This is a genomic window from Rhizobium sp. 3T7, assembly GCF_020166565.1.
Classification (GTDB): domain Bacteria; phylum Pseudomonadota; class Alphaproteobacteria; order Rhizobiales; family Rhizobiaceae; genus Rhizobium.
This window is the reverse complement of the sequence record NZ_JAIQXS010000003.1, coordinates 339530-361497: the sequence shown is the minus strand read 5'-3', so window position 1 is coordinate 361497 and position 21968 is coordinate 339530. Positions and strand designations below refer to the sequence as shown.

26 protein-coding genes are annotated in these 21968 nt (G+C 60.8%); 21 read left to right on the top strand and 5 right to left on the bottom strand.

Annotated elements, in window-relative coordinates; genetic code table 11:
• The first annotated feature begins 63 nt into the window (after nucleotides 1–63).
• From K9B32_RS07010 to trmB, 14 genes are all read left to right on the top strand, one after another.
• Complete coding sequence (locus K9B32_RS07010; RefSeq protein WP_007789346.1) at nucleotides 64–555, top strand: universal stress protein; 492 nt, start codon at nucleotides 64–66, stop codon at nucleotides 553–555.
• Between the two features lie 111 nt (nucleotides 556–666).
• Complete coding sequence (locus K9B32_RS07005; RefSeq protein ID WP_224561176.1) at nucleotides 667–1233, top strand: NifU family protein; 567 nt, start codon at nucleotides 667–669, stop codon at nucleotides 1231–1233.
• Between the two features lie 101 nt (nucleotides 1234–1334).
• Nucleotides 1335–1994 (top strand): tRNA (adenosine(37)-N6)-threonylcarbamoyltransferase complex dimerization subunit type 1 TsaB, encoded by a 660-nt coding sequence (gene tsaB, locus K9B32_RS07000; RefSeq protein ID WP_224561170.1) that lies wholly within the window; start codon nucleotides 1335–1337, stop codon nucleotides 1992–1994.
• Nucleotides 1991–2491 carry a GNAT family N-acetyltransferase gene (locus tag K9B32_RS06995; RefSeq protein ID WP_224561168.1) on the top strand — a complete coding sequence of 167 codons (501 nt, stop codon included), beginning with the start codon at nucleotides 1991–1993 and terminating at the stop codon, nucleotides 2489–2491. The genes tsaB and K9B32_RS06995 overlap by 4 nt, the downstream gene beginning before the upstream one ends.
• A gap of 36 nt (nucleotides 2492–2527) precedes the next feature.
• Complete coding sequence (locus K9B32_RS06990; protein ID WP_007789354.1) at nucleotides 2528–2956, top strand: Fur family transcriptional regulator; 429 nt, start codon at nucleotides 2528–2530, stop codon at nucleotides 2954–2956.
• 30 nt (nucleotides 2957–2986) lie between these two features.
• Entirely contained in the window at nucleotides 2987–3784 is a 798-nt protein-coding gene (locus K9B32_RS06985; RefSeq protein ID WP_224561167.1) for a lysophospholipid acyltransferase family protein, read from the top strand.
• 48 nt (nucleotides 3785–3832) lie between these two features.
• Nucleotides 3833–5257 (top strand): tRNA (N6-isopentenyl adenosine(37)-C2)-methylthiotransferase MiaB, encoded by a 1425-nt coding sequence (gene miaB / locus K9B32_RS06980; RefSeq protein WP_224561166.1) that lies wholly within the window; start codon nucleotides 3833–3835, stop codon nucleotides 5255–5257.
• Nucleotides 5258–5261: 4 nt separating this feature from the next.
• Nucleotides 5262–6314: a PhoH family protein gene (locus tag K9B32_RS06975; RefSeq protein ID WP_224561164.1), complete on the top strand. Its 1053-nt coding sequence runs from the start codon at nucleotides 5262–5264 to the stop codon at nucleotides 6312–6314.
• Nucleotides 6314–6829, top strand: coding sequence for an rRNA maturation RNase YbeY (ybeY, locus tag K9B32_RS06970; protein ID WP_224561158.1), 516 nt, complete (start codon nucleotides 6314–6316; stop codon nucleotides 6827–6829). Before K9B32_RS06975 ends, ybeY begins: the two co-directional genes overlap by 1 nt.
• Complete coding sequence (locus K9B32_RS06965; protein WP_224561151.1) at nucleotides 6826–7977, top strand: hemolysin family protein; 1152 nt, start codon at nucleotides 6826–6828, stop codon at nucleotides 7975–7977. The genes ybeY and K9B32_RS06965 overlap by 4 nt, the downstream gene beginning before the upstream one ends.
• A 77-nt stretch (nucleotides 7978–8054) precedes the next feature.
• On the top strand, nucleotides 8055–9656 hold the full coding sequence (gene lnt / locus K9B32_RS06960) for an apolipoprotein N-acyltransferase (RefSeq protein ID WP_224561145.1): 1602 nt from the start codon (nucleotides 8055–8057) through the stop codon (nucleotides 9654–9656).
• A 151-nt stretch (nucleotides 9657–9807) separates the two neighbouring features.
• Nucleotides 9808–10227 (top strand): helix-turn-helix domain-containing protein, encoded by a 420-nt coding sequence (locus tag K9B32_RS06955; protein ID WP_007789368.1) that lies wholly within the window; start codon nucleotides 9808–9810, stop codon nucleotides 10225–10227.
• A gap of 184 nt (nucleotides 10228–10411) precedes the next feature.
• Nucleotides 10412–11665 (top strand): methionine adenosyltransferase, encoded by a 1254-nt coding sequence (metK, locus tag K9B32_RS06950; RefSeq protein WP_224561143.1) that lies wholly within the window; start codon nucleotides 10412–10414, stop codon nucleotides 11663–11665.
• Nucleotides 11662–12363: a tRNA (guanine(46)-N(7))-methyltransferase TrmB gene (trmB, locus tag K9B32_RS06945; RefSeq protein WP_224561142.1), complete on the top strand. Its 702-nt coding sequence runs from the start codon at nucleotides 11662–11664 to the stop codon at nucleotides 12361–12363. Before metK ends, trmB begins: the two co-directional genes overlap by 4 nt.
• 7 nt (nucleotides 12364–12370) lie before the next feature.
• On the opposite strand, the gene K9B32_RS06940 is transcribed toward trmB, so the two are convergent.
• Together K9B32_RS06940 and K9B32_RS06935 are read right to left on the bottom strand one after the other, a co-directional pair.
• A complete protein-coding gene (locus K9B32_RS06940; protein ID WP_007799651.1) occupies nucleotides 12371–12628 on the bottom strand; it encodes a DUF1150 family protein in 258 nt (85 codons plus the stop codon).
• Between the two features lie 49 nt (nucleotides 12629–12677).
• The gene (locus K9B32_RS06935; protein ID WP_224561140.1) at nucleotides 12678–13109 is read right to left on the bottom strand and encodes an Hsp20 family protein; all 432 of its coding nucleotides are present in this window, start codon (nucleotides 13107–13109) and stop codon (nucleotides 12678–12680) included.
• 259 nt (nucleotides 13110–13368) lie between these two features.
• Here K9B32_RS06935 and K9B32_RS06930 point away from each other — a divergent pair, with 259 nt between their 5' ends.
• Nucleotides 13369–14313, top strand: a complete 945-nt coding sequence (locus K9B32_RS06930; RefSeq protein WP_224561138.1) for a nucleoside hydrolase — start codon at nucleotides 13369–13371, stop codon at nucleotides 14311–14313.
• A 32-nt stretch (nucleotides 14314–14345) separates the two neighbouring features.
• Here the strand turns inward: K9B32_RS06930 and grpE are convergent, their stop codons facing one another.
• Entirely contained in the window at nucleotides 14346–14978 is a 633-nt protein-coding gene (gene grpE / locus K9B32_RS06925; RefSeq protein ID WP_224561137.1) for a nucleotide exchange factor GrpE, read from the bottom strand.
• Nucleotides 14979–15199: 221 nt separating this feature from the next.
• On the opposite strand from grpE, the gene K9B32_RS06920 reads away from it, so the two are divergent.
• Nucleotides 15200–15634 (top strand): GFA family protein, encoded by a 435-nt coding sequence (locus K9B32_RS06920; protein ID WP_224561136.1) that lies wholly within the window; start codon nucleotides 15200–15202, stop codon nucleotides 15632–15634.
• 5 nt (nucleotides 15635–15639) lie between these two features.
• Here the strand turns inward: K9B32_RS06920 and hrcA are convergent, their stop codons facing one another.
• Nucleotides 15640–16728 (bottom strand): heat-inducible transcriptional repressor HrcA, encoded by a 1089-nt coding sequence (gene hrcA, locus K9B32_RS06915; protein ID WP_224561134.1) that lies wholly within the window; start codon nucleotides 16726–16728, stop codon nucleotides 15640–15642.
• Between the two features lie 176 nt (nucleotides 16729–16904).
• Here hrcA and rph point away from each other — a divergent pair, with 176 nt between their 5' ends.
• From rph to hemW, 4 genes are read left to right on the top strand one after another with little or no spacing between them, the layout of a single operon-like run.
• On the top strand, nucleotides 16905–17624 hold the full coding sequence (gene rph, locus K9B32_RS06910) for a ribonuclease PH (protein ID WP_224561133.1): 720 nt from the start codon (nucleotides 16905–16907) through the stop codon (nucleotides 17622–17624).
• Complete coding sequence (locus K9B32_RS06905; RefSeq protein ID WP_224561131.1) at nucleotides 17621–18037, top strand: VOC family protein; 417 nt, start codon at nucleotides 17621–17623, stop codon at nucleotides 18035–18037. Before rph ends, K9B32_RS06905 begins: the two co-directional genes overlap by 4 nt.
• A 7-nt stretch (nucleotides 18038–18044) precedes the next feature.
• Nucleotides 18045–18683: an RdgB/HAM1 family non-canonical purine NTP pyrophosphatase gene (rdgB, locus tag K9B32_RS06900; RefSeq protein ID WP_224561129.1), complete on the top strand. Its 639-nt coding sequence runs from the start codon at nucleotides 18045–18047 to the stop codon at nucleotides 18681–18683.
• 8 nt (nucleotides 18684–18691) lie between these two features.
• On the top strand, nucleotides 18692–19894 hold the full coding sequence (gene hemW, locus K9B32_RS06895) for a radical SAM family heme chaperone HemW (protein ID WP_224561128.1): 1203 nt from the start codon (nucleotides 18692–18694) through the stop codon (nucleotides 19892–19894).
• On the opposite strand, the gene K9B32_RS06890 is transcribed toward hemW, so the two are convergent.
• Nucleotides 19891–20808, bottom strand: a complete 918-nt coding sequence (locus K9B32_RS06890) for a DMT family transporter (protein WP_224561127.1) — start codon at nucleotides 20806–20808, stop codon at nucleotides 19891–19893. The two genes, hemW and K9B32_RS06890, sit on opposite strands and share 4 nt — an antisense overlap.
• 218 nt (nucleotides 20809–21026) lie before the next feature.
• Here K9B32_RS06890 and gcvA point away from each other — a divergent pair, with 218 nt between their 5' ends.
• The gene (gene gcvA, locus K9B32_RS06885; RefSeq protein ID WP_224561126.1) at nucleotides 21027–21911 is read left to right on the top strand and encodes a transcriptional regulator GcvA; all 885 of its coding nucleotides are present in this window, start codon (nucleotides 21027–21029) and stop codon (nucleotides 21909–21911) included.
• Nucleotides 21912–21968 lie beyond the last annotated feature (57 nt).

Sequence of the window (21968 nt, the reverse complement as noted above, 5' to 3'; positions counted from 1 at the left end):
GACCCCGCAAGGATCAAAACGAGGGCTTGCAAATTTTCAGGTTCAGGTGTCAGAGTCCGCGCCATGGTATCAAAACGACTCTCCCGGCTCGAAGGTCATCGCCGCAAATTCATGGCGGTCATTGACGATACGCCCGAATGCTCGCGCGCCGTCCACTATGCCGGCCGGCGCGCCAAGAACTCGAATGGCGGCCTTGTGCTGATGTACGTCATTCCGGAGGGCGACTTCCAGCAGTGGCTGGGGGTGGAGGAGATCATGCGGGCCGAGGCGCGCGAGGAGGCCGAGGCCGTGGTCGCCAAGGCGGCGCACGTGGTTCGCGAAACGATCGGCATCGACCCGGAAATCGTCATCCGCGAGGGAAGCGCCACCGAGCAGATCAACGCCGTCATCGAAGAAGACCGCGACATCGCGATCCTGGTACTGGCCGCAAGCTCGGCCAAGGAAGGTCCAGGACCGCTGGTGTCGTCGATCGCCGGGCGTGGCGCGACATTTCCCATCCCCGTCACCGTGTTGCCTGATACATTGACCGACGAGGAACTGGATGCCCTCGCATAAAGCGATTTCTTGAGTACCAATCTCTTGAATAGAGTTGCCAATCGGCTTATTTTCTCTTTTGAAGAATTCTAAAGACGGCTTGGGACCACTGCCCGCCGCACGGAGAGCGACATGTTTATTCAGACCGAAGCCACGCCGAATCCCGCCACGCAGAAGTTTCTGCCGGGCCGGGTCGTGATGGAAAACGGCACGGCCGAATTCCGTAGCGTCGACGAAGCGCAGGCTTCGCCGCTTGCCGCTCGGCTGTTCGAGATTGCGGGCGTGACCGGCGTCTATTTCGGCTACGATTTCATCTCCGTCTCCAAGGACAATGCCGAGTGGCAGCATCTGAAGCCGGCGATCCTCGGCTCGATCATGGAACATTTCATGTCGGGCAAGCCTGTGATGGGCGATGCATCGATCCTTTCCGAAGACCTCGATGCCGGAGGCGAGTTCTTCGACAAAGCAGACGAGTCGATCGTTCTCACGATCAAGGAGCTGCTCGATACCCGCGTACGCCCGGCCGTTGCGCAGGATGGTGGCGACATTACCTTCCGCGGCTTCAAGGATGGCAAGGTCTACCTCAATATGAAGGGCTCGTGCTCCGGCTGCCCGTCTTCGACGGCGACGCTGAAGCATGGCGTCCAGAACCTGCTTCGCCATTTCGTTCCGGAAGTCGAGGAAGTCGTCGCCGCCTGACGACGACACTCTGTCCCGGCACTCGTCCTGGCGCAGCATTTGCAAGCGCGGCAGGGTGAATGTATGGACGCTCAGGAACGCTTTATTCGGAAATTGATGCCATGATCATACTGGCGCTCGACACCGCAGGTGTGGATTGCGCTGCCGCTCTCTATGACAGCGGCAGGGATACGATGCTGGGGGAGGCATCGGACATGATCGGCAAGGGGCATGCTGAGCATCTGATGGGGATTGTCGACCGCGCGCTGGACCAGGCGGGCGTGGCGCTTTCGGCTGTCGATCGCATTGCCGTCACCGTCGGTCCAGGCTCGTTTACCGGCATTCGCGTCGGGGTCGCCGCCGCCCGCGGCTTTGCGCTGTCGCTCGGCGTTCCGGCGGTCGGGGTCACCACGCTTGCGGTGATGGCCGAAGCGCAGCGGCTGAAGGCGCCGGGCCGCCCGGTGCTCGCTGCCATGGACGCCAAGCGAAATGAGATCTACCTGCAGGCCTTCGATGCCGACGGTGAGCCGCTTGATGAGGCGCGCGCCGTCAACGTCGAGGAAGCGCAGGCATTCGCCGCGACATTCGAAGGCGAAGTCATCGGTTCGGCGACGCCTCTCCTGAAGCCGGACGCGACCGGCGATTACGCCAATCATTTCCCGATTTCCATGGTGGCGCGCCTCGGCGCCGCTGCTGATCCATCTGCTGGAAAGCCTAAACCTCTTTATCTGCGTGGACCCGACGCCAAGCCGCAGGCCGGGTTTGCCATTGCGCGAGTATGACCATGTTGGAATCCTATTTGACGCTGAAGGCGGAATTCGAAATCGTCGCGATGGATGCCGATGACTGCCGCGCTGTCGCGGCCCTGCATGGTGAACGTTTCGCCCGTGCGTGGGGCGACGGCGAGTTCTACAGCCTGCTCAGCCAGGACAATGTCTTCGGCTTCGTAGCCCGCCAGACCAATGCGTTTCTCAAGAAGCCGCTGCCGGGCTTCGTGCTCGCGCGTCAGGTCGCCGGCGAGGCGGAAATCCTGTCGATCGCCGTGCAGACGAAGGTCGCACGCGCCGGCCTCGGCTGGCGGCTGATGCAGGCCGCGATGCGCGAAGCACACGCGCGCGGCGGCGAGAGCATCTTTCTGGAGGTCGATGACGGCAATGCGGCGGCGCTCGGCCTCTACCGCAAGCTCGGCTTCGAGAAAGTCGGCGAACGCAGGGGATACTATAAGGATGCCAGGGGCGCGGTTTCCACAGCGCTTGTCATGAAGCGCGTTCTTCGCTAGTCCGTTGCTTGAACGTTGACTATCGGAAGGCAGCCCATGACTGACGTCGCCAAGACCCTCGAGGAGCTTTGCGCTGAACGCGGCATGCGCATGACCGAGCAGCGCCGGGTGATCGCGCGTATTCTCGAAGAATCCGCCGACCACCCTGACGTGGAAGAACTCTATCGGCGCTCGGTGAAGGTCGATGCCAAGATCTCGATCTCCACGGTCTATCGCACCGTGAAACTGTTCGAGGACGCCGGCATTATCGAACGCCACGACTTCCGAGACGGCCGCTCGCGCTACGAGACGGTGCCCGAAGAGCATCACGACCACCTCATCGACCTCAAGTCGGGTGTCGTCATCGAGTTTCACTCGCCCGAGATCGAGGCATTGCAGGAACGCATCGCCCGCGAACACGGCTTCAAGCTGGTTGACCATCGGCTGGAACTTTATGGCATCCCGCTCAAGCCGGACGAGCGCTGAGGCCATGATCGCAGGCGCGGAGTCTTCGTCTTGATCGCCTGGCTGCGCGTCGCCCTCGCCGGCATCATCATCCTCTTTGCCAGCATCCTGCTCATGCCCTGGCAGCTTTTGGCGCTCCGCTTCAACTGGAAGCTGCGGCGCTGGCTGCCCCGCATCTGGCATAGGATCGTCTGTTTCTGCCTCGGCATCCGCATCCGCGTGCATGGCAAGATGGAAACGCACAGGCCCTTGATGCTTTGCGCCAACCATTCGTCGTGGATGGACATCATGGTGTTGTCGGCTGTCGCCGACGTTGCCTTCATCGCCAAGATCGAGGTACGCGAGTGGCCGATCTTCGGCACACTGGCGAAGCTGCAGAAGAGCGTCTTCGTGGTGCGCGAGGAAAAGCGCAAAACCGGCCATCAGGCGAACGAGATTGCCACCCGCATGGCGGACGGCGAGATTGTCGTATTGTTTCCGGAGGGCACGACCTCGGATGGGAACCGACTTCTGGAGGTCAAATCCTCGCTGTTCGGCGCTGCTGCCATGGCAGTTCCCGCTTCGCCAACCGGCGCCGTCGTGATCCAGCCAGTCGCGGTCGCCTATACGGGTGTCTATGGTCTGCCAATGGGACGTTATCATCGCCCGCTCGCCTCCTGGCCCGGCGACGTGGAGATGCTCCCGCACCTGAAGGACATGCTGCGATGCGGCGCCTTTGAGGTGGACGTCTGTTTCGGCGAGGCGGTCGAATATCGCGGCGACAGCAACCGCAAGGAAGTCAGCGCGACGATTGCCCGACGCATCCGCACGATGCTTGGCGCCGCATTGCGCGGCCACAAACCAGCCTGAGGCAAGATTTCCTTTTCTCGCGCATGAAAAACCACTAAATAGCCGGCCATGACCCAGGACAGCGCCCTTCTTCCGGCCCCAGAGACCGATCTCCGTGATGGCAGCAACAGCCGCAAGGTATTCATCAAGACCTATGGCTGTCAGATGAACGTCTATGACTCGACGCGCATGAGCGACGCTCTCGCGCGCGACGGATACGAGCCGACGGAGGTTATGGAAGAGGCCGACCTCGTTCTCTTGAATACCTGTCATATCCGCGAGAAGGCTGCCGAAAAGGTCTACTCGGCGCTCGGGCGCCTGCGCGACATGAAGAAGGAACGCAACAAGGAAGGCCGGGAGTTCATGATCGGGGTTGCCGGCTGCGTGGCGCAGGCCGAGGGCGAGGAAATCCTTCGACGCGCGCCTGCTGTCGATGTCGTGATCGGGCCTCAGACTTATCATCGCCTGCCGGAGGCGCTGCGCAAGGCGAAGGAAGGGCAGCGCATCGTCGATACCGAATATGCGCTCGAAGACAAGTTCGAGCATCTGCCGATCGCCGAGAGCAAGAAAATCCGCTCGCGCGGCGTAACCTCCTTCCTCACCGTTCAGGAAGGTTGCGACAAGTTCTGCACCTTCTGTGTCGTGCCTTATACGCGCGGTTCGGAAGTGTCGCGGTCGGTCAGCCAGATCGTCGAGGAAGCGCAGAAGCTCGTCGAAAGCGGCGTGCGCGAGATCACGCTGCTCGGCCAGAACGTCAACGCCTGGCATGGTGTCGGCGCCAATGGTCAGGAATGGACCCTCGGTGATCTGCTCTACCGGCTGGCCGAAATTCCCGGGCTTGCACGTCTGCGCTACACCACCAGCCATCCGCGTGACATGGACGATCGCCTGATCGAGGCGCATCGGGATCTGCGCGCGCTGATGCCGTACCTGCATTTGCCGGTGCAGGCCGGCTCCGACCGCATCCTGAGGGCGATGAACCGGCGCCATACGGCTGCCGAGTATCTGACGCTGGTCGAGCGCATCCGCGCTGCCCGCCCTGATATCGCGCTTTCCGGCGACTTCATCGTCGGCTTTCCGGGGGAGACAGACCGGGATTTTGACGATACACTGCGTCTGGTGGAGGAGGTGCGATATGCGCAGGCCTTCTCCTTCAAGTACTCGACACGGCCGGGCACGCCCGGTGCGGAACTGAAGGACCAGGTGCCGGAAGAAATCAAGGCAGAACGGCTGGAACGCCTGCAGGCGCTTCTCCTGAAGCAGCAGCAGGAATTTGCCGAATCCTGTGTCGGGAAAATCATCGAACTGTTGCTTGAAAAGCCCGGTCGCATGTCTCAACAACTTATCGGGCGTTCACCCTGGCTTCAGTCGGTGAATGTTGATGCAAAAGAATTGCAAATCGGTGACATTATCAATGTGCGAATCACCGGAACCGGAACCAACAGCCTGTTTGCCGAGATTGCAGAGGCTGGAGGTCTAACCCAAGGAGCCTGACCGCTTGAACGGACAAGAATTGGTTTCTTCTTCACCGCGCCACCCACGCATTGCGAGCGACGCCAATCACTTTATTCTGACGTTCGAGAACAATCGGTTCGCCAGTGAACTGTTCGGCCAGTTCGACCAGAACCTCAAGCTCCTTGAAGAGCGCCTGCACATCGACGCTCGAGCGCGGGGCAATTCCGTCGTCATTTCTGGAGACATCGTCGCCACCAACCAGGCGCGGCGTACGCTCGACTATCTCTATGAGAAACTCCAGAAAGGCGGCAGCGTCGAACGTTCCGACGTTGAGGGCGCGATCCGTATGGCAGTGGCCGCCGACGATCAGCTTAGCCTGCCGACGATGGAGAGAAAGGCCAAGCTGACGATGGCCCAGGTTTCCACGCGCAAGAAGACCATCATCGCCCGCACGCCGACGCAGGATGCCTATCTCCGGGCACTGGAGCGCGCTGAACTTGTATTCGGCTGCGGTCCGGCCGGTACCGGCAAGACCTATCTCGCGGTCGCCCACGCCGCTCAATTGCTGGAACGCGGCGTCGTTGAGAAAATCATTCTTTCGCGCCCAGCCGTCGAAGCTGGCGAACGTCTCGGCTTCCTGCCAGGCGACATGAAGGAAAAGGTCGATCCTTATCTTCGTCCGCTCTATGACGCACTCTATGACATGATGCCAGCCGACAAGGTCGATCGCGCCATTACCGCCGGCGTCATCGAAATTGCGCCGCTTGCCTTCATGCGTGGCCGTACGCTCGCCAATGCCGCCGTCATCCTCGACGAAGCGCAGAACACCACGTCGATGCAGATGAAGATGTTCCTGACGCGTCTTGGCGAGAATTCGCGGATGATCGTCACCGGCGACCCAAGCCAGATCGACTTGCCGCGGGGCGTCAAATCCGGCCTCGTGGAAGCGCTGCAACTGCTGAACGGCGTCGAGGGCATCTCGATTGTCCGCTTCAAGGATACGGACGTCGTGCGCCATCCGCTCGTGGGGCGCATCGTCAGGGCGTATGATTCCACCTATGCAACGGATACCGAAGAGGATAGTCAGCAGGGCTGATGGCGGAACTCGATATCCAGATCAGCATCGAGGAGGGCAATTGGCCCTCCGAAGATGCGTTGCATGCATTGGCGGATCGCGTACTGGAAGTGGCCGCCACCTATCTTCGCGAAAGTGAGAAGCAGCCTTTTCCCAAGATGGTCCCCGAAGTCTCGCTGGTTTTCACCGACGATGCCTCGATCCAGGACATCAATGCGGAATGGCGCGGCAAGGACAAGCCGACCAATGTACTTTCGTTTCCCGCCTTCCCTGTGAAGCCGGGCAAGGTGCCAGGCCCGATGCTGGGCGACATCATCATCGCAAGTGAGACCGTGGGGCGGGAGGCAATCGAGCTCGAGAAGAGCTTTGACGACCATCTAACGCATCTGATGGTGCATGGTTTCTTGCATCTCTTCGGCTACGATCATAATAATAACGCTGAAGCCGAGATAATGGAGGGGCTTGAGACTCGCATTTTGGCGGTACTCGGCCTATCTGACCCATACGAGGGTCAAGACCTTAAAATGGAACCATGAGCGACTTTACGACGAGACCGGCCGCCGAGGCCAAGGACGCCGACCAATCATCCTCCTCTGACGAGGGTGGCAGTAGTAGTAGGCAGTCCGGACGATCCCAATCCTTCTGGTCGCGCGCGGCGCGTATCCTGAGACCACAACAGGGCTCGCGCCTTCGCGAGGACATCGCCGATGCGCTGATGACCGACGCAGCTGACGGCGACGTCTTTTCGCCCGACGAACGGGCGATGCTGCACAATATCCTTCGCTTCCGTGAAGTGCGTGTCGCCGACGTCATGGTGCCCCGCGCCGATATCGAGGCCGTCGATCAGAACATCACCATCGGCGAACTGATGATCCTGTTCGAGGAATCCGGCCGTTCGCGCATGCCGGTCTACGCGGATACGCTCGACGACCCGCGCGGCATGGTGCATATCCGTGATCTCCTGTCCTACATCGCCAAGCAGGCGCGCAACAAGCGCCGCGGCAGCACCAAGACGCTCAAGCCGGCAGAGCCTCTGGTCGAGGTTTCCCCCGAACACCTGCAAAAGCCGACGCGCGTCGCCAAGCCGAATTTCGACCTCAGCCGCGTCGACCTGCAGAAGACGCTTTCGGAGGCCGGCATTATCCGCAAGATCCTGTTCGTTCCGCCGTCAATGCTTGCTTCGGATCTCCTTCGCCGCATGCAGGTGAACCGCACGCAGATGGCGCTCGTCATCGACGAATACGGCGGCACCGATGGATTGGCATCGCACGAGGATATCGTCGAGATGGTTGTCGGTGACATCGACGACGAGCACGACGACGACGAAGTCATGTTCAAGCGTGTGTCCGAAGATGTCTTCGTCGCGGACGCCCGTGTCGAACTGGAGGAGATCGCAGAAGCGATCGGACCGGACTTCGACATCACCGAGCAGGTCGAGGAAGTGGACACGCTGGGCGGCCTGATCTTCTCCGAACTCGGGCGCATTCCCGTTCGCGGCGAGGTGGTACAGGCGCTGCCCGGCTTCGAATTCCATATTCTGGATGCCGATCCGCGCCGGATCAAGCGCGTGAGGATCACCCGCAAGCGCCAGGCGATCCGCCGCCGCGTCAAGATCGACGGTGACGGCGCACCGGGTTCGGATCACGGCGAAGAGCGGCAAACAGACGCTCCCACAACAAACTGATTGTCGCAAACCACGACAAACGGTGGCTTTTTTGAAAGACTGCGGTCGGGTTGATTCGCAGCGTGATGGGAGTGCGCATGGAGCGGCTTGCAGACAGGGTTATCCTGGCCTGGGGGTTCAAGAGGGTTGCACTGGCCGTCCTCGCAGGCGCCATCGGCGTTCTGGCCCTACCTCCATTCGGCTTCTTTGCCGCCATGTTCGTATCGTTCACACTGCTCGTCTGGCTGATCGATGGCTCGGCCGCCGCTCCCGAAAGCGGCCACATCGGCCGACTGTGGCCTTCCTTCGCCGTCGGCTGGCTCTTCGGCTTCGGCTATTTCGTTGCCGGCCTCTGGTGGCTCGGCCATGCCTTGATGATCGATGCCGAGGCCTTCGCCTGGGCGCTGCCGCTGGCAATCTTCGGCCTGCCTGCTGTACTCGCCATCTTCTACGGTGTTGCTGCCGCGCTGGCGCGAACCATGTGGTCCGATGGCATGGGGCGGATTGCGGCGCTTGCGGCGAGCTTCGGATTGCTGGAGTGGCTGAGGAGCGTACTTTTCACCGGCTTTCCTTGGAACGCTGTCGGCTACGGTATGACGCCCGTGCCGCTCATGATGCAATCTGCGCACGTCATCGGTATCATGGGCATCACCTCGCTCTCGGTCTTCACTTTCGCCGCTCCCGCGCTCCTCGGCACCCGCCAGGGCGCGAAGCTCGGCCTCTCACTGGCAGCCCTGCTTTTTACAGCGCATATCGGTTACGGCGCCTATATCCTCTATGGGCTGCAGCCTGCGCCAGCATCGGACACCAAGAGCCCGGTCATCCGTCTCGTTCAGCCGATGATCGAACAGACGGCGAAGATGGACAATGACGCCGACCGCGCGGCAATCTTCGAGAAACACCTGAAGCTCTCCGTCGAGCCACCGAAGGACGGCGGCCGGAAGCCCGACATCATCGTCTGGCCGGAAACGGCCATTCCCTTCATCCTGACCGACAATCAGGACGCGCTCAGTCGGATCGCCGACACGCTCGACGACAATCAGATCCTGATCGCCGGCGCCGTTCGGGTGGAAGACACGGGCCCCGGCAATCCGCCCCGCTACTACAATTCGATCTACGTCATCGACGGCCGTGGCCAGATCGCCGGAGCCGCCGACAAGGTGCATCTCGTGCCGTTCGGCGAATACGTACCCTTCGAGAGCGTCCTCGACGATTTCGGCATCCAGAACGTGGTCGAGATGCCGGGCGGCTTCTCGCCCGCCGCGACGCGTCGGCTGCTGACCTTGCCGACGGGGATCAACTTCTATCCGCTCGTCTGCTACGAGATCATTTTCCCCAACGAGATGACAGGCGACCTTGGCGCGGCCAATGCCATCCTCAATGTCACGAATGATGCCTGGTTCGGCGCAACCCCCGGCCCGTATCAGCACTTTCAGCAGGCCAGGTTGCGTGCTGTGGAGACCGGTTTGCCGCTGATTCGCAACGGCAACAGCGGTATTTCTGCCATCGTGAACGCTCGCGGCGAGGTTATTGCCGGCCTCGGCCTCAATGAAACAGGCTTCGTCGACGCAACCATTGAGAGCTTCGGCGCGCAACGCGATCCGGGCTACCCACGCCAAACTTACTTCTGGTTGCTGGAATTACTTCTGTTTGCAATTGCGCTGGTTTCGCGTTTTGGTTTTGTTTTCAAGCAGAATTGACCGAAAACCCCTAAAATTGCATAGTGGTTGGGATCGGCGTTCTTAGCGTATGTTTCAAGGTGGTTAATCAAGACTTTGCAACGTGGCGTTTTGGGGTGGGTTTGGGCATGCCGGTTTGAACAAGGTTGAAAATTATTGTTAGGGCAGGACCATGATTGAGAACAAGAAGAGGCCGAACCCCATCGACATCCATGTTGGCAGTCGCATTCGCCTTCGTCGAACAATGCTAGGAATGAGTCAGGAAAAACTCGGGGAGAGCCTCGGCATCACGTTTCAGCAGATCCAGAAATACGAAAAAGGCACCAACCGCGTCGGTGCCAGCCGCCTCCAGAACATCTCCAGCATCTTGAACGTTCCGGTTTCCTTCTTCTTCGAAGATGCGCCCGGCGACCAGTCCTCCGGCCTGTCCGGAATGGCGGAAGCCTCCAGCTCCAACTACGTGGTCGACTTTCTTTCGTCGTCCGAAGGGCTTCAACTCAACCGCGCCTTCGTGAAGATTACCGATCCCAAGGTTCGCCGCAAAGTCGTCGAACTGGTGAAGGCACTCGCCGCCGAAGCCGACAGCGAATAATCGCCACTGAAAATTTGGTGCTAAACAAGAAAGCGGTCGCAACGGCCGCTTTCTGGCATTTTTTGGGCATAATTTGCCACTTAGCCGCAGATATAAAGATATATTTATGTCCTTCTACGCTTGTTTTTCCCGTGCGAACTGAGTACCTACTACGCAGCTTTTGTTCTTTGAGGGGAATCCCGAAATGCGCGCCAATTACCTCTTTACCAGCGAGTCAGTTGCCGAAGGTCACCCGGACAAGGTGTGTGACCGGATCTCCGACGAGATCGTGGATCTGGTGTACCGCGAAGCCGCCAAGACCGGCGTCAACCCCTGGGGCGTGCGCATTGCCTGCGAGACACTGGCAACCACCAACCGCGTCGTGATCGCCGGCGAAGTGCGCCTGCCGCCGAGTCTGATGAAGAAGGACAAGAACGGCAACGACGTCATCAACCCTTCAAAGTTCAAGGCCGCTGCCCGCCGCGCCATCAAGGACATCGGCTACGAGCAGGACGGCTTCCACTGGAAGACGGCGAAGATCGACGTGCTCCTGCACTCGCAGTCCGCCGACATTGCCCAGGGCGTCGACAATGCCGCCGACCAGCAGGGTGACGAAGGTGCCGGCGACCAGGGCATCATGTTCGGCTACGCCTGCAAGGAAACGCCGGACCTCATGCCGGCGCCGATCTACTACTCCCACAAGATCCTGCAGCTGCTTGCCACGGCTCGCAAGAAGGGCGACGGCGACGTCGCAAAGCTTGGTCCCGATGCGAAGAGCCAGGTGACGGTGCGCTACGTCAACGGCAAGCCCGCCGAAGTCACGTCGATCGTTCTCTCCACCCAGCATCTCGACGAAAGCTGGGATTCGAAGAAGGTTCGCGCCGTCGTCGAGCCCTATATCCGCGAAGCTCTCGGCGATCTGCCGATTGCCGACGATTGCGTGTGGTATATCAATCCGACCGGCAAGTTCGTGATCGGCGGCCCTGATGGCGACGCTGGCCTCACCGGCCGCAAGATCATCGTCGACACCTACGGCGGCGCTGCTCCGCACGGCGGCGGTGCGTTCTCCGGCAAGGACACGACCAAGGTCGACCGCTCGGCTGCCTATGCCGCCCGCTACCTCGCGAAGAACGTTGTTGCTGCTGGTCTTGCCGACCGCTGCACGATCCAGCTTTCCTATGCGATCGGCGTCGCACAGCCGCTGTCAATCTATGTCGACCTGCACGGCACCGGCAAGGGCGTGACGGAAGACCAGGTCGAAGCCGCGATCCGCAAGAACATGGATCTGTCGCCGACCGGCATCCGCCGTCACCTTGACCTCAACAAGCCGATCTACGCCAAGACCTCGGCCTACGGCCACTTCGGCCGCAAGGCTGGCCGCGACGGCTCGTTCTCCTGGGAGCGCACCGACCTTGTCAAGGCGCTCAAGGAAGCAGTCAAGGTCAAGGAAGCAGCATGACCGATATGGAACGCCGCGGACGCGCGACCGAAGCCTTCTTCGGTCGTCGCAAGGGAAAGGCTCTGCGCGAACATCAGGCAGAGCGACTGAACACCCTGCTTCCGGCGTTTCTCATTGATCTTTCAGCGGCTCCGCCCGAGCCGCTGAAGACCCTCTTTCCTGTGCCGACAGACAGGCTGCGCCTGGAAATCGGCTTCGGCGGCGGCGAGCATCTGATCCATCGCGCCGTGGAAATGCCGTCCACCGGCTTTATCGGTGTCGAGCCTTTCATCAATTCCATGCAGAAGCTGCTGACGAGCGTTGACAGGGCGCGCGCTAAGAACGTCCGCGTCTACGACGACGATGCGACGCAATTGCTGGACTGGCTGCCCGATGCCTCAATCGACCATATCGATCTGCTTTACCCGGATCCGTGGCCGAAGCGGAAGCACTGGAAGCGCCGCTTCGTCTCGAAGACCAATCTCGACCGCTTCCACCGCGTATTGAAGCCGGGCGGGCTGTTCTGCTTCGCATCCGATATCGACACGTACATCAACTGGACGCTGCTCAAGTGCCGCGACCACGGCGGCTTCGAATGGCTGGCCCAGAATGCTGCGGATTGGCTGACGCCCTACGAGGGTTGGCCGAGCACACGCTACGAGGCCAAGGCACGGCGCGAAGGCAGATCTTCCGCCTATCTGACATTCAAGCGCGTCTGAGCCTGCGTTAGTGCAGGCTCACCGTTTTCAGTTCATCCTCGGCAGCCTTGAAGAAGGTGCTGGAGCGGTTGTCCGTCAACAGGATCGGCGTGCCGTCGGCGCCGAATAACGCCCACAGGTCAACGCTCGGATCGATGTCCGGCGCTTCCGGGAAGCACTTGGCAACTTCTTCGTTGCGCATTTTGCGGATGTAGGCGACCTCGCCGTTGCCGATGCCGGCAAGTTCGGTTTTGGTCAGGTGCGAATTGGCTTCTTTCATCAACATTCCTGTACCTCCAAGAGAAGGGACCAACGGCTCAACTTGCGCCGTTGTCCTACTGTGAGACCGAAATGTTAATTTTCTTCACCATACGGCTCGGCTGCGGGCGGATGAGATCGACCGAGAGCAATCCGTTCTTAAGGCAAGCGCCCAAAACCTGCATCCCATCGGCCAGAACGAAAGTCCGCTGGAACTGACGCGCGGCGATGCCGCGATAAAGGTAATCACGCTCGCCTTGATCGACCTGGCGACCATGGATCGAAAGCTGATTTTCCTCGACGGACACGTCGAGCTCTTCTTCGCTAAACCCGGCCACGGCAAGGGTTATGCGCAACCTTTCCGGATCGCCGGACGCGCGATCGGCGGCGACGCGCTCGATATTGTAGGGGGGGTATCCATCGCTGGTCTTGGAAAGGCGCTCAAGCGTCTTTTCCATGGCGTCAAAGCCCAAGAGCAAAGGGCTCGCGAAAGGCGTAATCCGGCTCATCGTCTTCAAGTCCTTGATTCAAGCGACCTTGCCGGACCTGAAAGATAGCATCCGGTTGCCGTCAATATGGGAATTGCTGGAGGCGAGCGCAAGGCGGATGTCCGCACTCGTTGCCGGAAAGCCCGCAGGTCCGACCTTGACAAAGCAAGCGCTGCCTCGCATCAAAATCTGCCCGTGCCGGCTGCGCCGATTTGCGACGGGAATATAAACAAACGGTGCATGCCACGAAGCCGCGCACCACGAGGATGGAACGATCGGAATGGCAGACCCTAGAAAGATCATCATTGATACCGACCCCGGTCAGGACGACGCAGCCGCCATCATGCTGGCCTTTGGCAGCCCGGAAGAGCTCGAAGTACTTGGGATTACCACGGTCGCTGGCAATGTGCCGCTATCCTATACGAGCCGCAACGCGCGCATCGTCTGCGAACTCTGTGGCCGCAACGATACGAAGGTCTTTGCCGGCGCCGAAAAGCCGATCGCGCGCAAGCTGGTGACGGCAGAACATGTGCACGGCAAGACCGGTCTCGATGGCCCTGTTCTCGACGAGCCCGATATGCCGCTGCAGGCACAGCACGCCGTTGATTTCATCATCCAGACGCTGCGTAGCGAGCCTGAAGGCACCGTAACGCTCTGCACGCTGGGGCCGCTGACCAACATCGGCTTGGCCTTCCAGAAGGCGCCCGACATCATCCCGCGTGTCCGTGAACTGGTGATGATGGGTGGCGGCTTCTTCGAGGGCGGCAACATTACGCCGGCCGCCGAATTCAACATCTACGTGGACCCCGAGGCAGCCGACATCGTCTTCCGCTCCGGCATCCCGATCGTTATGATGCCGCTCGACGTCACGCACAAGCTTCTGACCCGCAAGGACCGGGTCAAGCGCATGGCCGATCTCGGCACGCGCCCGGCCATCGCCATGGTCGAGATGCTGGAATTCTTCGAACGTTTCGATGTCGAGAAGTACGGTTCGGACGGCGGCCCGCTGCACGATCCGACAGTCGTCGCCTACCTCTTGAAGCCTGATCTTTTCAAGGGCCGGACCTGCAATGTCGAGATCGAGGTGAAGTCGGAACTGACGGCCGGCATGACCGTCGTCGACTGGTGGCACGTTACCAACCGCAAGCGCAATGTGCAGGTCATGCGTGATGTCGATGCGGACGGCTTCTTCGATCTGCTGATCGAGCGTTTCGCCCGCATCTGAATTTCGATTGCCTTTCGGGCGCGCCTGAGAGATCAGGCGTCCTTCTGGTCGAAGACCGAATTGGTTTCGGGTTCGACGAGCTTCGGGCCTCCCTTGGCGACGCCGACCATGGCGGGACGCAGAACGCGCTCACCAATGGTGTAACCGGCCTGAACGACCTGAACAACGGTGTTGTTCGGCACGTCGGGGTTCGGCACTTCGAACATGGCCTGATGGAAGTTCGGATCGAACTTCTGGCCAACCGGCTCCAACTTGCGGACACCGTGGCGCTCGAGCGCCGATAACATCGAGCGTTCCGTCATCTCGACGCCTTCAATCAGCGTTGTCAGGCCGGCGTCCGCGCCAGCCTTGGCTTCCTCGGGGATCGCGTCGATGGCGCGGCGCAGGTTATCCGAAACGGCCAGCATGTCGCGGGCAAAGCCAGCCGCTGAATAGGTCTTGGCGTCCTTGACTTCCCGCTCTGTACGGCGGCGCAGGTTATCCATTTCTGCGGCAAGGCGCAGATAGCGGTCGCGCAACTCAACATTTTCGACCTTCAGAAGTTCCAGCGGATCGGGCTGTGCTGTGGCTTCAGCCGCGGCTTCGTTCTCGACGTTTGCGGCGGCGTCCGCCGCGGCTTCGGCCGCGGCGGCGTCAGGTCCGTTCTTCGTCGTTTCGTCAGTCATGACGTTCTCCGGTGATTGGTGTCTTTTAGGATGTGCCCGATATCGAGCTTTGACGGGCAAAAATCAAGTCTGCGTGACTGAAAAGCACGCGATGCAAGGCACAACTCATGCAGGGTTGACCGAGAGGGCCGCCTTGACTTGCTCGCGCTAAAGTTCTTTTATTTTAGCGAAATCTAAATCTTTGGTGCTTCGGCCTTATCCAGGGTCAAGGAGCTGCTACCATGAGCGATCAGAAAAGCTATTCGGGGCGCTGCTTCTGCGGCGCCGTGGAGATTGTTGCTACCGGCGAACCGGTGGCTATGGGCTACTGCCACTGTGCCTCCTGTCGGCATTGGTCGGCAGGGCCGGTCAACGCCTTTGCGCTCTGGCAACGGCACGCTGTCCACGTCACCAAAGGTGGCGAGCACGTGGAAGGCTACCAGAAGTCCGATACGAGCGTGCGGAAATTCTGCGAGCTGTGCGGTGGGCATCTCTACACCGACCACCCGACCTGGGGCGTCACCAACGTTTACGCGGCACTTCTGCCCGATCTCGATTACGCTCCGGCGTTGCACATGAACTATCGGGAAAGCGTGCTGCCTATCCGTGACGGCCTGCTGAAATACAGAGACATGCCTGCTGAGATGGGCGGCTCGGGCGACATGCTGCCGGAGTAGTTGCCCTACTTTGCGCCGCGTGACAATCGCGTCATCAGCTGAGCGGTGTAATCGACCATCGGGACGATGCGCGAGTAGTTGAGCCGCGTGGGCCCAATCACGCCGACGGCGCCGACGATACGGTCGTCCTCATCACGATAGGGCGCGACGATCAGCGACGAGCCGGAGAGCGAGAAGAGCTTGTTTTCCGAGCCGATGAAAATGCGCACGCCCGGCCCGCTTTCGGCGAGATTGAGAAGCTCCAGCAGGCTGTCCTTCTTTTCGAGGTCGTCGAAGAGCATGCGCAGGCGGTCGAGATCGTCGGCTCCGGCAAGACCGGCGAGCAGATTGGCGCGGCCGCGGATGATGAGCTGGGCCGGCTTGCCCTCGTCGGCGCTACCGGACCAGACGGCGATGCCGCGCTCGACGAGATCCTGCGACAGCGTATCGAGCTCGCGGCGAACATCGTCCTTCAGCCGGCTTAATTCATTGCGCAGTTCCGGCAGCGTCTGGCCGGTCATGTGGGCGTTGAGAAAATTGGCGGCCTCGGTCAACTGCGACGACGTGACGCCTGCCGGAAGCTCGATAATGCGGTTTTCCACCTGGTCGTGATCACCGACAAGAACCGCAAGCGCCTTGGTCGGCTCAAGCCGGATGAATTCGACATGCTTGAGAACAGGATCGCTCTTCGAAGTGATAACAAGGCCGGCGCCGCGCGAAATGCCCGAGAGCATGCGGCTAGCCTCATTCATCATCAATTCCATCGGCTTGTCGCGGCTTTCGGCACGCACCTGGCGATCGATGTTGGCGCGATCCTCGGCCGAGAGATCGCCGACCTGCATGAAGGCGTCGACGAAGAAGCGCAGGCCGATCTGCGTCGGCAGGCGGCCCGCACTGACATGCGGCGAATAGATGAGGCCAAGTTCCTCCAGGTCGCTCATCACGTTGCGCACGGAAGCTGGCGACAGCGACATCGGCAGGATGCGCGACAGGTTTCGGGAGCCGAGCGGTTCACCCGTCTCCAGATAGCCCTCTACGATGCGGCGAAAGATTTCCTTGGAGCGTTCATCCAGCGCAGCCACTGCATCTGAAACCGACGTTGATCTGAACTCCATGAAACCTTGCATACCCGTGCTGACGATGATCCGACAAAATATAGCCAATCTCCCCGCAGCGGCAAAAGGGAAATTGCAAATGGGCGCTGCCAATCGTAGAAGCTCTCAACAGCATAAGCACGCACGATCTAACCGAAAACCACTCGTGTCTTCGGCATCATGATTAGGAGAATAGTATGCGGCCCTCAGGCAGAAAAACCGACCAGATGCGCAAGGTCTCTTTCGAGCGCAATTTCTCCAAGCACGCGGAAGGCTCCTGTCTGGTGAAGTTTGGCGATACGCACGTGCTGTGCACGGCGAGCGTCGAGGAGAAGCCGCCGGCATGGCTGCGCAATACCGGCAAGGGTTGGGTCACGGCCGAATACGGCATGCTGCCGCGCGCCACCGGCGAGCGCATGAAGCGCGAGGCCGCATCCGGCAAGCAGGGTGGGCGCACGCAGGAAATCCAGCGCCTGATCGGCCGCTCGCTGCGCGCCGTCGTCGACCTCAAGGAACTCGGTGAACGTCAGATCACGCTCGACTGTGACGTCATCCAAGCGGACGGCGGAACGCGCACAGCGTCCATCACCGGCGCTTGGGTTGCGCTCTATGATTGCCTGAAGTGGATGGAGAGCCGCAACATGCTGAAGGTCGAGCGCGTGCTCAAAGACCACGTCGCAGCCATCTCCTGCGGCATCTTTGCCAACCAGTCGGTGATCGACCTCGACTATCTCGAAGACTCCTCAGCCGAGACCGACGCGAACTTCGTGATGACGGGCGCGGGCGGTATTGTGGAAATCCAGGGCACCGCCGAAGGCGCGCCTTTCACCGACGAGGAGTTCGCCTCGCTGATGGCACTCGCCAAAACAGGCATTGCCGAGCTCGTCGCGATGCAGAAGCAGGCGATCGCCGGATGAACGACATGCTGGAAGGCATGCTGGAGACGGCGCTCTATGCGGACGATCTCGACGAGGTCGAAGCCTTCTACGAGGGCATTCTCGGCCTTTCGAAGATCTCGCGAGGCGGCAACCGGCATGTCTTCTTTCGCTGCGGCACCGGCGTATTGCTGATCTTCAACGCTAAGGAAACGATCAAGCCCCCCTCACCCACCGCGCTGCAGGTGCCACCGCACGGCACAAGCGGTGCAGGACATGCCTGTTTTCGTGTCTCCGGGGAAAATCTCGATGCGATTGCGGCCCGACTAAAGTCCAAAGGTGTCGCCATCGAATCCGAAGTCACCTGGCCGCAAGGCGGCCGATCGATCTATTTCCGCGATCCGGCGGGCAACAGCCTCGAATGCGCTGAAGCCCGCATCTGGGGCATCGAATAGGACAATCATGCGCAAGCTCGAAACCAAGACCATCGTCGTTGCCAGCCACAATGCCGGGAAGATCCGGGAAATCCAGGACCTGATCGGTCCATTCGGTTTCACGGCAAAGTCAGCGGCCGAATTGAACTTCGTGGAGCCGGACGAAACCGGGACCACCTTTGAGGAAAACGCGACGATCAAGGCGCTCGCCTCCGCCGAAGCCGCCGGACTGCCGGCGCTATCGGACGATTCCGGCCTTGTCGTCGATGCGCTCGGCGGCGATCCGGGCGTCTACACCGCCAACTGGGCTGAGAAGCCCGACGGCACTCGCGACTTCGCGATGGCGATGGAAAAAGTCGAGACGGCTCTGGAAAAGGCCGGCGCTTCCAGGCCGGAACAGCGCACTGCGCGCTTCGTCAGCGTGCTCTGCCTTGCCTGGCCGGATGGCCATAAGGAGCTATTCCGCGGAGAAGTGGAAGGCACCGTCGTCTGGCCGCCGCGTGGCAGCCAGGGCTTCGGCTACGATCCGGTCTTTCAACCCGACGGCTATGAGACTACCTTTGGCGAGATGAGCGCGGAAGAGAAGCACGGCTGGAAGCATACAGAGGCACTGTCGCACCGCGCCCGCGCGTTCAAGATTTTCGTCGAAACTTGCCTGGAAGCATAAGGGCAAACGTGGACACTTTGGAACAGCCTGATCTGACGCGCTATGCCGCTCTTCTGCCCGACACCGGCGAACCCGGCTTCGGCGTCTACGTGCATTGGCCGTTCTGCGCCGCCAAGTGCCCCTATTGCGATTTCAACAGCCATGTCCGCCACCAGCCGGTGGACCAGGAGCGCTTCACCGCAGCCTTCCTGAAGGAAATGGCGACAGTGCGCCAGATGAGCGGACCGAAGACGGTGACCAGCGTGTTCCTCGGCGGCGGCACGCCCTCGCTGATGAACCCTGCGACAGTGTCGGCCATTCTCGACGGTATCGCCAAGCATTGGCATGTCCCCGACGGGATCGAGATCACCATGGAAGCGAACCCCTCCAGCGTCGAGGCGGAGCGCTTCCGCGGCTATCGCGCCGCCGGTGTCAACCGCGTGTCGCTCGGCGTCCAGGCGTTGAACGACCGCGACCTGAAGTTTCTCGGGCGGCTGCACGATGTTGCCGACGCGCTGAAGGCGATCAAGCTGGCGCGCGACATCTTCCCGCGCATGTCCTTCGACATGATCTATGCCCGCCCGAACCAGGCCGTCGACGAATGGGAACGCGAGCTCAAAGAGGCGATCTCCTACGCGGTCGATCACCTCTCGCTCTATCAGCTGACGATCGAGGAAGGCACACCCTTCTACGGCCTACACAAGGCTGGCAAGCTTATCGTTCCGGACGGCGATCAATCGGCGCTGCTCTATGAAGCGACGCAGGAGATCACCGCCCGCGAAGGGCTGCCGGCTTACGAGGTGTCCAACCACGCGCGTCCGGGCGCGGAAAGCCGCCACAACCTCACCTACTGGCGCTATGGCGATTATGCCGGGATCGGCCCCGGCGCCCATGGCCGTCTCACACGCGGCGGCATGAAGATCGCGACCGCAACGGAGCGCAAGCCGGAAAGCTGGCTCGACCTCGTCGAGCGCGACGGCCATGGCATCCTCGATCAGGAACAACTCGGCTACGAGGAACAGGCGGACGAACTGCTTTTGATGGGGCTGCGCCTGAAGGAAGGCGTCGATCTCGCCCGCTGGCAACAGCTTTCGGGCCGCGATCCCGACCCGAAGCGGGAGGAGGTCCTCCTGGAGCACGGCTTTATCGAGCGGATCGGCAACTCCCGGCTTCGCTGCACGCCGTCAGGCATGCTGATTCTCGATTCCGTGGTCGCCGATCTCGCCTGCTAAGCTGGCCGTTTTCTACCCAGAGAGAACAACCGTCCGTCGATCGCTGCAAGGCCGATCGCGATCATTGCCATGCCGATCAGGTGCTTGGCCTGCATCTGCTCGCCCAGAATGGCTGCGCCGAGCAGGATGGCGCTGACGGGGATCAGGAAAGTCACGAGCATAAGGTTCGTTGCCCCCGCCGTTGCCAGGATGCGGAAGAACAGCACATAGGCGATCGCCGTCGACAGCAAGGCCAGACCAAACAGCGCCATCAAGGTCTCGAATGACGGGACGGCCAGTGTCCACGGCTGGTCGACGATGAGCGCGATCGGCAGCATCAGGACGGTCGAAGCGCTGACCTGTCCTGCGGCGGGAATGAGCGGCGCCATGCCCATCTGGCGGAAGCGGCGACCGAAAATCCCGGCAAACGAATAGGAGAGCGCAGCGCCCAACACGGCAAGCTGGGCCAGCACGTTCGAGCCGAGATCGCCCAACACGTCGAAGCCGATCATATAGGCAACGCCGGCAAAGCCGACGAGGACGCCGAGCAGGCGGTTGCCGGTCATCTTTTCATCCGCGGTTAGGAAATGCGCGACAACAACGCCGAAGAGCGGTGTCGTGGCATTCAGGATGGAGGCAAGGCCGCTTGCGATATGCGTTTGGCCCCAGACGATGAGGCAAAACGGGATCATGTTGTTGAGGATGCCCATGCCGAAGAACGCCGCCCACGACTTGCCGTCACGCGGCATGGCATGGCCGGCCGCGCGTACAATCAGGTTCAGCGCCAGCGCGGCAATCAGCACCCGACCCGTGACGATGGTAAAGGGCGGCAGGGTGTTCACCAGAATACCGTTGAAGAGGAAGGATCCGCCCCACAGCAGGGAAAGCACTAGCAACATTCCCCACTCGGCAAAGCCCATCTGTTTCGGCTGCATCGTTCTCTCCTTTGTCGGCCTGTCACTGACCTACATGCCGTCACAGCCTATCGCCACCCGATTGTTGCGCGTGGGCGCGGAGCCACTATCTTCGATCTAATCTCGCTCCTCACTGAGCTTTAACCAGCTTTTGTGGCGGCCTTCATGCTGATATTATTGCTATGTCGATAAGCCGACAAACGAGTCTTTCTCGACCCATGATATAGCTGAACTAAACCATGACCGACTATCTTCCCTCTCTTTCAGCGCTTCGAGCCTTCGAGGCGGCCGCCCGGCATCTCAGCATGACGCTTGCGGCAAAAGAGCTCAACGTCACCCCAGGCGCCGTTAGCCTGCAGATCCGTGATCTGGAATCATCCCTTGGCGTTAAGCTGTTCGAGCGCAAGACCCGCGCGCTGGCTCTGACCGTGGAGGGTGCGGACTATTTTTCGACACTCAGGGCAGCGTTTCGTCTCGTCAGGGAAGCGACGGCGGCGATCACGGTGCGAGGGCGCGGCGCCGTCCTCAATGTTACCTGCACGGCGGGCTTTGCGACCTATTGGCTGGTGCCTCGTCTAGGACGTTTCGAGGCGATGCACCCCGAAATCGACGTCCGCATCAGCGCATCGCATCGCGTGCTGGATTTTCAACGCGACGGGATCGACCTCGCAATCCGCCACGGGCTTGGCGGTTATGACCGCCTGATCAGCGAACGTCTCGTCGACGACGAACTCGTGCCGGTCTGCACGCCAAAGCTTGCCGCTGAACTGGGGGACAATCCGTCGCCAGGCGCGCTCGCTGGCTTCCAGCTGATCCACGACGTCTATCGCCATGACTGGCAGCTCTGGCTGGAAGCCGCCGGCGCCACGGCGGTCGACCCGTCGCGCGGACCGATCTTCATGCATGGCAACGGCGCCTATGACGCGATGAAGGCCGGGCTGGGCTTTGCCTTGGTGCGCCGCTCGTTTCTGGAGCGGGACCTGAACGAAGGCACGGTGGTCACGCCCTTCCCGCTCGGCATTGCGAGTCGGCTTGCCTTCCACCTGGTCTATCCGGGCCTTGCGCTGGAGCGGCCAGCCGCGGCCGCTTTCCGCCGCTGGCTACTGTCGGAAGCGCAAGCCTGACCTGATTGTGGCCGATTTGTTATGCTGATTAAAAAGTGGAGTAATTTAATCATAAAA